This window comes from Hamadaea tsunoensis DSM 44101, assembly GCF_000428945.1.
GTDB lineage: Bacteria > Actinomycetota > Actinomycetes > Mycobacteriales > Micromonosporaceae > Hamadaea > Hamadaea tsunoensis.
Map to the genome: position 1 here is coordinate 11,825 of NZ_AUAX01000017.1, position 12,074 is coordinate 23,898.

A 12,074-nucleotide genomic window follows, 5' to 3' on the forward strand; every position below is an offset into this window, starting at 1 on the left:
CGCCGCCCGACCGGCGGCCCGCACCGTCAGAAGGCCAGGGCGAAGGTCTCCGCCTGCGCGGCCTCGTCGACGGTACGCGAGAGGACGGGCACCGCCAGGCTCAGGTACCGGCCGTCGAGTTCGAGCATCAGGCGGGCCTCGCAGAGCTCGTCGAGGATCCGTCGCAATTCCGGGCCGGGCAGGCCGATCCCGGTCGCGTACCGGGTGAGGGCGGCCAGCGACCGGTGCTCGTCGCAGTGCTCGTAGACGTCCCGTGCCCCGCCCTCCAGGACGGTCAGGCGCCGGACCGCCACCGCGCGGAAGTCCCACAGCGCCAGCTGGTCGCCGTGGTCGACGCTGATCAGCCCGCGGCCGCCGGTCTGAGCGAACCAGCGGCGCATCGCGGCCTCGGCCTCGACCACGTACTCGGCGGGTACGCGACCGTCGACGTAGTCGTGCTCGAAGTAGTAGGCGAGGTCCGCCAACGACTCCGGCGGCAGGTCGTAGATGGCCGCATAGCTGCGGTCCGGGCGTACGCCGCACAGTCCCAGCTCGGCGGCCTGCATGAAGTTCGGGCTGAAGCGGTCCAGCCGGATGGCGCCCATGCCCTGCGGCGGGTCGAGGTGCGTGATGCTGTCGATCACGCGGGCGGTCGTCTCGTAGTCGCGGGGATCCTCGCCGGGGAAGCCGTAGAGCAGGTTCCAGTAGACCTTGACGCCGATCTCCTTGCACCACTTGAGTAGCTGGATGTTCTGCAGCGCGGTGGCGCCCTTCCGCATGATGTGCAGCACGTCGCTGGAGAAGCTCTCGATGCCCGGCTGGATGGCGGTCACGCCCGCGGCCCGCAGCTGGCGTACCTGGGCCTTGGTGAGGTTCGCCTTGGTCTCGAAGAACAGCCCGAGGTCGAGGCGGCGGCGTTCGAGTTCGGGCAGCAGATCCTGGAAGTAGTGCATGTCCAGGATGTTGTCGACCATCTCGATGTGCGCCGACCGGTAGCGGCGGATCTGCTCGTCGATCTCGTCGAGCACGCGGGCGGCGCTCTTGCTGCGGAACGCCATCGAGGTGCCGTTGAGCCCGCAGAACGTGCAGTGGTGCTTCTCGCCCCACCAGCAGCCGCGGGAGCATTCCATGAGGATGCTGCGGTTCCCGCCGCCCGTGAGCGCCAGCTGCTCGAAGTAGTCCTCGTAGTCGGGCAGCGGCAGGGCGTCCATGTCCTTGACCCGTTGCGGCGCCAGCGCTGGGTAGGTCGAACCCGGTCGCGAGATGACCCCCGGGATCGTGGCCGGGTCGCCGCCGTCGCGGATCGTCCGGACCAGCTCCGGGAAGCTGATGTCGGCCTCGCCGCCGCACACGTAGTCCACGAACGGGAACGAGCGGTGCAGCGCCAGGCCCATCCGGTCCTCGCAGTTGGCGCCGCCGAAGACGACGACCTTCTCCGGATGGCGTTCCTTGACCCGCTTGGCCAGTGCCAGCGACGCCACATGCTGCGTGAAGGTCGACGTGAAGCCGATCAGGTCGTAGCCGGCCCAGTCGACCTGCTCCAGGCACTCGTCCAGGAACGGCTCGACGAGCGCGCGGGCCCGGTCCAGGCAGGCCAGCGGACCCTCGGGCGGCGCGAACCGGCCGAAGCGCTCCCGGAAGTCCGCCCGGTACCGGCGGTCGGCCTCCTCACGCCGGCCGAACAGCGCCGGCGCGAAGACCCAGTCCCCGGCCAGGCTCTGCGTCGGCGAGCGGTCGGCGATGTAGGTGAAGTCGGTGCCGCCCAGCAGCTGCGCGTACCGCAGATTGAGGTACGCGATGCGGGTCTCGCAGCCCGACCCGGCCAGGTGCGCCTTGAGCAGGCTGGGGCCGATCGCCGGGCGTACGGCGCCGAAGGGCATGTTGACCAGCAGGATCTTCATGACGGTCCGACCAGCACGGTGATCGTTCCGGTCTCCTCGGACTTGTCGAAGGCGAGCACGGCGTCGATGACGTCGTCGACGCCGACGATCCCCGGGAAGGTGTTGGGCGCCACCGCGTTGACGCGTACGCCGAGGTTCCAGAACTCGCTGGCCTGATGGTAGGTGAGCTGGGTGAGAGCGGCCTTGGACGCGGAGTAGACGCCCTGGCCGAGATCCGGGTAGACGTAGTGGCCCGCGGTGCTGGACAGGTTGACGACGTGGCGCAGCTCGCGGGCGTTGTCGGCCGGATCCCGGCGCCAGTACGCGTCGGCCGCCTCGGCGGCGAGGCGTACCGGCACGAACACGTTGAGGGCGAACAGATCCGGCAGGGCGTCGAGGCTCTCCGGCGCGGTCAGCGGCCCCCAGTCCCGCCGGGCGGCCGCGTTGACCAGCATGTCGATGCGGCCGAACGCCCGGATGGTCTCGGCGACGACGCGGGCGGGCCCGTCGGGTGCGAGCAGGTCGGCCGCGATGGAGTACACGGCGTCCTCGTTCTCGGCGACACCCGCCTCCGGTCGCAGCGGGTCCACGAAGGACTGGTCCTGGGTCGCGTACTCGATCGGGGTGGTGTGGTGCGCCGCGACGATCTGGTAGTCGGCGGCGCACCGGCGCACGAAGGCCTGCCCGAAGGTGCCGCTCGCGCCGGTGAGCAGGCAGACGCGTCTGGTCATCGCCACTTCTCGATTCGATCCGCGCCGTGGCGCTCGGCCGCCTCGGCGACGCCGCGGTGAACCCACATGATGATGGAGGTGCGGGCCCGGCCGCGGTTGGCCAGGTAGGCGTGGAAGGACTGGGGCGTGCACTCGAACGCGACGATGCTGTTGTCGATCGGCGGGCAGCGCACCGCGGCGGCCTCGTGCCGGTCGGTCACCTGGTGGAACAGGCCGGTCTCGCCGCCGTCGCCGGGCCGCCAGCCGTCGTTGAGCAGGTAGTAGAGGATCACCGCGCCGCGGACGGTCTCGACCTTGCCGGCGTCCGGCAGCGACCCGGCGCCGGTCTTGAAGTCGCACAGCGCCATGTCCGGGATCCGGATCTCCTCGGCGTCCGCGGCACGGGGAAACCAGACGGGGTTGAAGTCGTTGTGGATGAACCCGTTCGCGCCCCAGGGCGCGTGGTGGTGCGCCCCGGCGAAGACGTAGGGCGTCTTCTCCACGCCGAACAGGCCGCACATCAGGTCGCGCCACGGCGCGGAGATGAACAGGCTCAGCGGCGCCGGGAGGTCCTCGGTGATGCCGATGCCGTAGGCGTCGTAGCCCTTCATGCCGCGGGAGAACCGGCCCTGCGCGGGGACGTCGCTCAACCCGCGGCCGAGGATCTCGCCCAGCTGCGCGGCCAGGGACGCCGCGAAGTCCGGCGTGAAGACGTCCCGGGCGACGAAGTGGCGGAACGGGCGGTCGCGGCGCAGCCAGGACCGGTTGGCCAGCACGTCGTCGAGGCGCGGGAGCAGGGCGTGGTCAGCCATCGACGCCGTCCAGGGCGACCGGGTCGTGCCGAGCGGGCGTGGTGCGGAAGAAGAACGTCTGGTAGAGGCGTCCTTCCTCGATCCGGGACCCCCAGCCGCGCGCGCCGCTGTGCGGCACGTCGCCGCGTACCAGGATCAGCCGGTTGAAGACGTTGCCGAAGGAGTCGACGCGCTGCCAGTTCTCGGCGGGGGTCATCCAGTCGAAGTCGTGCCCCGGCCGGGTGTTACGCCACAGGTGCAGCCCGCCGTCGAGGGGCGCGTCGGGGCTCAGGTAGACGATCCCCGCCCAGCCGTCGGGCCCGACACCGTTCCACTGGTCGGTGACGTGATTGTGTACGCCGTTGCCCAGCTGCTGCCCGTTGTCCGGCTTGACGTGGAAGCACCCGTTCCACAGGCAGCTCTGCCCCCGGCCGTCGGCGGTGGGCAGCGGGTTGGCGGCGGCGTCGACGGCGAACGGCGCGTTCCAGTGGTCGCGGTCGACCGGCTCGCCGACCGCCTGCTCCAGCGCCGCGAGGAGCGCCCCGGACGACTTGACCGGGCACTGCGCGGCGGCCCGGAAACGGGTGGCCCACCAGGTGGCGGCCACGATCCCCGCGCGTACCTTGGCCTCGTCCTCGTACGGCGTGTAGAAGGACTGCCCGAGCGCGTAGCGGCGTACCGCCAGCGGATCGCGGTAGAAGTCGTCGATGACGATGATGGAACGCCGGTGTCTCATGCCGACCCCTTCACTTGTTCGTCCGATGGGGTGTCGCGCGCGTCCATCGCCTCGCGCCAGGCGGCCGTGAGCTCGTCGGACTGGCGCAGCAGCCGGGTGCCCGGGATCGCGTACGCGGCGCCGCCGTCGAGTCCGAGGAAGTTCAGCACCCGGGCGATCTGGCCGCGGTAGTCGGCGTCGAGGTCCTCGTACTCGACGGTCAGCGGCCGGATGCGGTGGGCGGCGAAGAATCCGTCCCACGCCGCGCGCTGCTCGACGATCGCCGCCTCGAAGCCGCGTACCACGTCCTCGTCGAGCACCGGGTCGTCGGCGGGCGACGGCGGTTGCCCCTCCCATCGGCACCACTGGTCGGTGACCGTCGCGCGGAACAGCGACAGCGCCTGCGCGCGCAGGTCGTTGCGGATCAGGCGGACGTAGGCGGCGCCCGGGAAGGCGGCCGTGAGCGCCTGGTCGGGCCGGCCCTCGACGGCGAGTTCGCGGGCGAGGGCCGGCAGGTGCTCCCAGTGGATCTTCGTGCCGTAGATGCCGTTGGGCGTGGTGCCGTAGTTGAGCGCGGCCTGGAAATATTCGCCGAAACCACTGTCCGCGGGCAGGCTCCACTGGTCGAGCCAGAACGAGCGGAAATGCGGGGCCAGGGTCTCGGTGGGCCGCCCGGCCACCCCGGTCGCGAAGAGGCCGTCGCACAGCAGCGTGCTTCCCGAACGCGGCGTCGACGCGATGATGTAGGTGGCGGACGGCATGCTTGCCCTCGGCTAGTTCGCGGGTTGCTGCGGACCGATGTTCGGACGCCCCGGGCGGGTCGGCACCGCGGACCCGGCCCCGGCGGCCGCCTGGACAGGTTCGGCCCCGGCGACGCGCATCCGCTGGGCCAGCTGGGCGTCCGCGATCGCGCGGCGCGCCACCGGCGGGATGAACAGCGTCGTCAGCTGGGCGCTCTGCACCAGGCCCGCCGCGAGCGAGCCCAGCCGGACCTGCTGGACGAGCGGTTCCAGCAGCGGATGCGGGCTGGACGTGGCCAGCACCACCTCATGGTCGGCCGGATAGAACTTCAGCAGGTACGCCTGCAGTAGGGCCAGGTTGTCGACATCGCGGGCGGCGGGCCGGTTGAGGGCGTCGGCGACCATCGGGGCCTGCGTGATGACGCAGGCGACGTCGTTCTGCAGGGGACGCCGGCGTACCAGCAGATCGGTGGCCTCGTACATCTGCAGGCCGTCGGAGCCCGGGTCGACACCGAGATCGCACAGCAGGGTGTCCAGCGAGGACACCCCGGGCACGAGCGCCACCTTCAGATCGAGCACCACCGCGGAGCGCTGGATGAGCGTCGTGGGATAGCAGAACATCGTCGGGTGCCCGTAGGTCGCGAAGCAGACCGGCGGCTCGGCGAGCGCCGCGGAGACCACGTGGCTGGCGAAGCGGCGGTAGATCGGGATCCGGTGCGCCCCGGTCTCCTTCTCCGAGGCCAGATCCACCACGTGCGGGCTCAGCGTGCGCAGATACTCGGCCACCCCGTTGCCGGTGTCCGCGACGAAGACGTGCCGGCAGCGCCGCATCGTCTCCTCGGCTTCATGGGTGATCTGGGGGACCCCGGCGATGCCGAGACCCACGATGGCGATGTCGTACGGCAGTTCCGTCCGGGTCATCCGAGTGTCTCCATTAGCTGATAGACGGCCGCTGTCCGCTCCGCGTCGGTCGGCGCGGCCCGGATCGCCTGCACGGACCGCACGACCGCCGGATCACGGATGAACTCCTCCGGTTCGAAGCCGGGCCGGCCCGGCGCCATGCCCAGGAAGGTGATCGGCATGCGCACGACGACGCCCGGCGCGGGCGGATCGGGGCTGACCGACGGGCTCACACCGATGTCGATCGGCGGGGTCGGCGTCACGAAGATGCCCGGCGGCGGGGGCGGCGGAGGTGGTGGCGGCGGCCCAGGCGGCGGTGGCGGAGGCGGAGGCGGTGGAGGCGGCGGTGGCGGAGGAGGGCCGGGCGGCGGCGGCGGAGGAGGGGGTGGCGGGGGAGGAGGCGGTGGCGGAGGGGGCAGAGCGACCGCCGGACCCGGGAACATCGCACCGGAGACCTTGCGCCACAACGCCATCGGGTCGCCCGTGAGGGCGCTCCGCTCGTCGTCGGTCAGGTCGTATCCGGCGAGGGCCGCCTGCGGGTCGGACCGCACGGCGAGCAGGAAGTCGTAGTCGGTCTGCGCGCGAAGCATCACTTCGTGGAAGTCGCTCATGCGGCGCCGACGCGCGCGTTGGATCCGGTCATCGAATGCTCCAGCGGAATGGGCGGGCAAGCAAAGGATCGAATCACAAGCTAACATCGGTTTTAGGTATGCAACGGACAGATCGCCCTGATTCACGCGGCCGGGGATACGCTGTGGGCGAAATCCGCGCGTGTCATTCGCTTGTGGACAGATGCGAGGCGGCGCTCAGTAGACGTCGCGGACGTAGCGCTTGTCGGCGGCCAGCCGCTTGACGTACGCGTCGGCGGCCTCGCGGCTCAGGCCGCCGTGCGCGGCGACCGCGTCGCGTACCGCGGTGTGCACGTCCTTGGCCATGCGGGCGGCGTCGCCGCACACGTACAGGTGGGCGCCCTCGTCGAGCCACCGCCAGAGCAGCTGGCCGTGCTCGCGTACGCGATCCTGGACGTAGACCTTGTTGCGTTGATCGCGGGAGAAGGCGGTGTCGAGGCGGGCGAGGGTCCCGTCGGTACGCAGCGCCGCCAGCTCGTCGCGGTAGTAGAAGTCGGTGGCCTGGTGCTGCTCGCCGAAGAGCAGCCAGTTGGCGGCCCGGTGGCCCTGGGCGCGGCGGTCGTGCAGGAAGCCGATGAACGGGGCGACGCCGGTGCCCGGACCGATCATGATCATCGGAGTGTCGGGGTCGGCCGGCGGCCGGAAGTGCGGCGAGGGCTGGACGTGCACGGTGATCGGCGTGCCGGCCGGCGCGTCGGCCAGGTACGCCGAGCAGACGCCCTTGCGGGCCCGGCCGAGCGGGCTGTCGTAGCGGACGACGGAGACGGTGAGGCTGACCGCGGCCGGATCCAGCCGCGGGCTGGAGGAGATCGAGTAGGAGCGGTTGCGCAGCCGTCGCAGCGTGCCGGCCCATTCCTGGGCGGTGGCCCGCACGGGGTGCTCGCCGAGGACGTCGGGCAGTTGCCGGCCGAACGTCCACTTGGCCAGCTCGCCGGTGTTGTCGGGGCGCAGCAGGCGGCGCAGGTTCGCCTCACCCGTACGCTCGGCGACGAAGCCGAGCAGCCCGCTGGTGATCGCGGTGAGGTCGAGGTGCTCGCGCAGCGCCTCGGCGAACGGGAGGGTGCCGGCGCCGTCGAGGTCGACCGGGGTGTCGGCGTCGAGGCCGGTGAGCGCGAGCCATTCGGCGACCAGGCCCGGGTCGTTGACCGGCCGGACGGACAGCGCGTCACCGGCCTGGTAGCGCAGGGCGGTGCCGGTGAGGTCGAAGGTGAACCGGCGGACCTCCTTGCTGGAACCGGGCAGGCTGAGCAGTTCGTTGCCGACCAGGGGGACCGTCGCGACCGGCGGGGCCGTCGCTGCGGGCGGTGCGGGCGGTGCGGGCGGTGCGGGCGCTGCGGTGACCCGGGCCGCCACCGGCTGCCGGGTCAGGGCGGCGACGACCTGGTCGAGCCAGGCGGTGGCGGTGGGCTCGAAGTCGGGCTCGCAGTCGGCGCGGGGCGTGATGCGGGTGGCGCCCAGGGTTTCCAGGCGCTGGTCGAGGCGGCGGCCGTGGCCGCAGAAGTCGCTGTAGGACGAGTCGCCGAACGCCAGGATCGAGTACCGCAGGTGGTCCAGGGGCGCGTCGGCGGCGGTGAGGGACTCCCAGAAGCCGCGGCCGTTGTCGGGGGCGTCGCCGTCGCCGAAGGTGCTGGTGACCAGCAGCAGATCACCGGCGGGCAGGGCGGTGACGTCGGCCTGGTCCATGTCGCGCACGGTCACGGCGTGCCCGGCGGCCGCCAGGCGCCGGGCGGTGGTGGCGGCGAACTGTTCGGCGTTGCCGGTCTGCGACGCCCACAGCACGGTGACGGCCCGGCCCGGCGGTGGGGCGTCCGGGCTCTCGGCGGCCAGGACGCTGTCACCGCCGACGGACCGGTCGCCGGTGAACCAGCCGGCCAGCAGCCCGTCGACCCAGGCGGTGTGCTCGGGCCGCAGCGGTGCGCCCGGCGGTAGTACCGGCACGGCGGCCGGACGTCGCGGCAGGCCGGTGAGGAACCCGGCCAGATACGAGCGTTCGCGGTCGTCGAACGCGGGCGGCCGGACGTCGGCGACGCCCAGCAGGCCGGCCAGCTCGGAGTGCGGTGCGGCGGCGACTGCTGGGTCCTCGGCAGGTTCGGCCCGCGGCGGGGAGATGACCACGGGCACGGCCGACCTGGCCAGCGACACCGCGCAGACCTTGAGCTCCGGCTGGAACGACAGCGGGTCGACGGCGTCGTTGGTGACGGCGTTGACGCTGAGGTACTCGCCGAACAGGTCGTTCCAGTGGAACGGGGCGAAGCAGCAGCCGGGCATGACGCGGTCGGTGAGGGCGGCGGGCAGGACCGCCTTGCCGCGGCGGGAGGCGATCTCGACCGGGTCGCCGTCGGCGATGCCGAGCGTACGGGCGTCGTCGGGATGGATCTCGACGAACGGGCCCGGGTTGAGCCTGTTGAGCTTGCCCACCTTGCCGGTCTTGGTCAGCGTGTGCCACTGGTGCTGGACCCGGCCGGTGTTGAGGACGAACGGGTAGTCGTCGTCGGGCATCTCCCGGGCGGGCAGGTGCGGCCGGGAGAAGAACACCGCCCGGCCGGACGCGGTCGGGAACCGCGGCCGCCCGTCGTCGCCGAGGTAGCGGATCGGATTGCGGTCCGGGCCGCCCGGCGCCGCGGGCCACTGCACCGGCGTGGAGCGCAGGCGTTCGTAGGTGACGCCCGTCAGGTCGTAACCGGTCTTCGGGTTGCGGGCGCCCTTGAGTTCCTCGAAGACCTCCTCCGCGCTCGCGTACGCGAAACCGTCGTAGCCCATGGCCTGCGCGACCCGGGCGATGATCAGCCAGTCGGCGGTCGCCTCGCCGGGCGGATCGGCGGCGGGCCGGGCCAGGGTGAGGTTGCGCTCGCTGTTGACCAGGACGCCCTCGGTCTCCGTCCACAGCGCGCCGGGCAGGATGACGTCGGCGTACCCGTTGGTCTCGGTGTCGGCGAAGACGTCCTGGGTGACGACGAACTCGGCGGTCTCCAGCCCCGCGATCACGGTCTTGCGGTTGGCCACCGACGCGACCGGGTTGGTGCAGATGATCCAGCACGCCTTGATCCGCCCGGCGGCCATCTGCTCGAACATGTCGACCGTGCCGGTCCCGACGCCGTCCGCGCGCAGCGTACCGGTGGGCAGGCGCCACAGGTCCTCGACGAACGCGCGGTCGCCGTCGACGAGGACCGAGCGCTGGCCGGGCAGCCCGGGTCCCATGTAGCCCATCTCGCGGCCGCCCATGGCGTTCGGCTGCCCGGTCAGCGAGAACGGGCCGCTGCCGGGACGGCAGATCGCGCCGGTCGCCAGGTGCAGGTTGATCAGGGCGTTGGTGTTCCAGGTGCCGTGCGTGGACTGGTTGAGGCCCATCGTCCAGCACGACATCCATTCCCCGGCCTCGCCGATCCAGCGCGCCGCCGTACGGATGTCCGCCTCGGCCAGGCCGGTCAGCTCGGCCACCGCCGCGGGCGGGTAGTCGGCCAGGAAGTCGGCCATCGCCGCCCAGCCCTCGGTGTGCTCGGCGATGAACCCCGGATCGGTGTGCCCGCCGTCGGCCAGCAGGCGCAGCAGGCCGTTGAGCAGGGCCAGATCCGTCCCCGGCTGGATCTGCAGGAACAGGTCGGCCTTGTCGGCGGTGGCGCTGCGGCGCGGGTCGACGACGATGAGCTTCGCCCCGGCCTTGACCCGCTCCATCATCCGCAGGAACAGGATCGGGTGGCAGTCGGCCATGTTCGCGCCGATGACGAGGAAGACGTCCGCCCGCTCGAAGTCCTCATAGGACCCCGGCGGGCCGTCCGCGCCCAGCGACAGCTTGTATCCGGTCCCGGCGCTGGCCATGCACAGCCGCGAGTTCGACTCGATCTGGTTGGTGCCGATGAAGCCCTTGGCGAGCTTGTTCGCCAGATACTGCGCCTCCAGGCTCAGCTGCCCGGACACGTACAGGGCGAAGGCGTCCGGGCCGTGCTCGTCGATGACGGCCCGAAACCGTCGCGCGGTCCGCTCGATCGCCTCGTCCAGCGGCAGCGGCACCGGCGCGGCGGCGCGTTCCGGCCGGGTCAGGGCCGTCGTCAGCCGCCCCGGCGCGGCCAGCATGTCGGCGGTCGTGGCGCCCTTGGTGCACAGCCTGCCGAAGTTCGCCGGATGCGCCTTGTCGCCGGACGCCTTGCGTACCGTGCGCCGCCCGTCCGGGCCGACCTCGACGTCGAGGACCATGCCGCAGCCGACCCCGCAGTAGGAGCACACGGTGCGGACCTGCGTCGAGCGGGTTGCTGCGGCCATGACGCTCCTTCATTCAGGACCGCCTCGACCGTAGGAAACACACGTGACACGAACGTGACGCACGTCGGCGTGCAGCTGTTTCGGCTTGCGCACGACGGCCGTCCGACGGTCGTGACCGCCGGACGCGCCGGAAATCCGGTGGTTGCGACGCCGGGTCAGGAAGTCGCTTCGGCCCACTGGGCGGCCGTCGCGGGATCGTAGTAACGGGTGAACCCGCAGCCCCAGGCGATCGCTGCCTGGGTGGGCGTACCGCCCCAGCGGGGTTGGCCGCTGACGAGCAGGCGGGTGCCGGGTCCGTAGGCGGGGACGCCCTCCAGCGCCGGAGGTGCCGGCATCAGGTCGACCGTGACCGTGTCTGCCGATCCGCCGCGGAACCACCGGTGGACCTCGAAGGTCACCCCTTCCAGGGGCAGCGCGACCCCGGTGCGGTTGCTGAGCGGCGGGCCGATGCGGACGACCGTCCCGTCGAACGAGAACGCCCGGTCGGCGAGGGTCTTCGCCGAGTACTGCACGGCGCAGGATTGCGCGGGGCTGTCCGGCAGGGGACCGTATCGGCCGCCGTCCGGCGTCGGTGTCGGTGTCGCCGCCGCCATCGCCGCCGGCGGCTGCGGCGTCGACCGGTGCGTCGCGGCGTAACCGGCGATCGAGCCGGCCACCAAAACCGCGGCGCCGCCGGTCGACAGGAGCCGTACGCGGCGGCGACGTACGCGCTGCCGGGCTCCCTCGGCCAGCCGGCCGGGCCCGGGTGCCCGGGCGGCGTCGGAGTGGAACAGGTCCCGCAGGTGCTGCTCGGTCTGCCCGGTCATCGAGACTCCTCCAATTCTGCCGTGGACGCCCGCAGGGTCGCGAGCGCGCGGGACGCCGTCGCGCGTACGGCACTGGCGGTGACGCCCATCGCCTCGGCGATCGCGGCGTCGTCGAGGTCGGCGTAGTAGCGCAGGACGAGGACCGTCCGCGCCCGCGGAGCCAGGCGGCCCAGCAGCCGGCGGAGTTGGTCCCGGGTGGCGACGGCCTCCTCGTGATCGCCGCGGTCGACCACGTCCACCGCCTCGGCCGGGCGCTCGTACGCCGACCGCCGCCGCCACCACGACAGGTGCGTGTTGAGCAGCATCCGCCGCACGTACGCGAGCGGGCTGCGGGCCGCGCGTACCTTGCGCCAGTGGCGGAACGCGTCGGCGAGGGCCGTCTGGGCGAGGTCCTCCGCCCGGTGCGCGTCGCCGGTCAGCACGAAGGCCAGCCGCAGCAGGCTCTCGCCGTGCGCCGCGACGAAGTCCTCGAAGGTGTCGAAGGTCCCGTGGTCCGCCACACCGCTTAAGACGCATCACGACCGCCGGTCCGCTGCATCCGATCCCGGCCGGATCCGCGTACGCCGGTGGGCCAGCTCACATCAGGGGTGCTGACCTGCGTACACGCGGCTGGAGAAGGGCGTGGGACGGCCCGGTGGAACGGGATGGAACGCCTCCATCAGGGCGG

10 protein-coding genes are annotated in these 12,074 nt (G+C 72.1%); all 10 read right to left on the reverse strand.

The window, feature by feature from the left end:
* Positions 1-26: 26 nt before the first annotated feature.
* Entirely contained in the window at positions 27-1,880 is a 1,854-nt protein-coding gene (locus G401_RS47770) for a RiPP maturation radical SAM C-methyltransferase (RefSeq protein ID WP_051367028.1), read from the reverse strand.
* Entirely contained in the window at positions 1,877-2,590 is a 714-nt protein-coding gene (locus G401_RS0123255; protein ID WP_034592847.1) for an SDR family NAD(P)-dependent oxidoreductase, read from the reverse strand. Before G401_RS0123255 ends, G401_RS47770 begins: the two co-directional genes overlap by 4 nt.
* Positions 2,587-3,381, reverse strand: coding sequence for a 2OG-Fe(II) oxygenase (locus tag G401_RS0123260; RefSeq protein WP_027344393.1), 795 nt, complete (start codon positions 3,379-3,381; stop codon positions 2,587-2,589). The genes G401_RS0123255 and G401_RS0123260 overlap by 4 nt, the downstream gene beginning before the upstream one ends.
* On the reverse strand, positions 3,374-4,096 hold the full coding sequence (locus tag G401_RS0123265; protein WP_027344394.1) for a hypothetical protein: 723 nt from the start codon (positions 4,094-4,096) through the stop codon (positions 3,374-3,376). The genes G401_RS0123260 and G401_RS0123265 overlap by 8 nt, the downstream gene beginning before the upstream one ends.
* Positions 4,093-4,836: a Stf0 family sulfotransferase gene (locus tag G401_RS0123270; RefSeq protein ID WP_027344395.1), complete on the reverse strand. Its 744-nt coding sequence runs from the start codon at positions 4,834-4,836 to the stop codon at positions 4,093-4,095. The genes G401_RS0123265 and G401_RS0123270 overlap by 4 nt, the downstream gene beginning before the upstream one ends.
* 12 nt (positions 4,837-4,848) lie before the next feature.
* Entirely contained in the window at positions 4,849-5,736 is an 888-nt protein-coding gene (locus G401_RS0123275) for an SAM-dependent methyltransferase (protein WP_027344396.1), read from the reverse strand.
* Positions 5,733-6,326, reverse strand: a complete 594-nt coding sequence (locus G401_RS57175) for a hypothetical protein (RefSeq protein WP_034592800.1) — start codon at positions 6,324-6,326, stop codon at positions 5,733-5,735. The genes G401_RS0123275 and G401_RS57175 overlap by 4 nt, the downstream gene beginning before the upstream one ends.
* Before the next feature lie 195 nt (positions 6,327-6,521).
* Entirely contained in the window at positions 6,522-10,601 is a 4,080-nt protein-coding gene (locus tag G401_RS0123290) for a bifunctional nitrate reductase/sulfite reductase flavoprotein subunit alpha (RefSeq protein WP_027344399.1), read from the reverse strand.
* Between the two features lie 155 nt (positions 10,602-10,756).
* Complete coding sequence (locus G401_RS0123295; RefSeq protein WP_027344400.1) at positions 10,757-11,407, reverse strand: hypothetical protein; 651 nt, start codon at positions 11,405-11,407, stop codon at positions 10,757-10,759.
* Positions 11,404-11,907, reverse strand: coding sequence for a SigE family RNA polymerase sigma factor (locus G401_RS0123300; RefSeq protein ID WP_027344401.1), 504 nt, complete (start codon positions 11,905-11,907; stop codon positions 11,404-11,406). Before G401_RS0123300 ends, G401_RS0123295 begins: the two co-directional genes overlap by 4 nt.
* Positions 11,908-12,074: the final 167 nt, after the last annotated feature.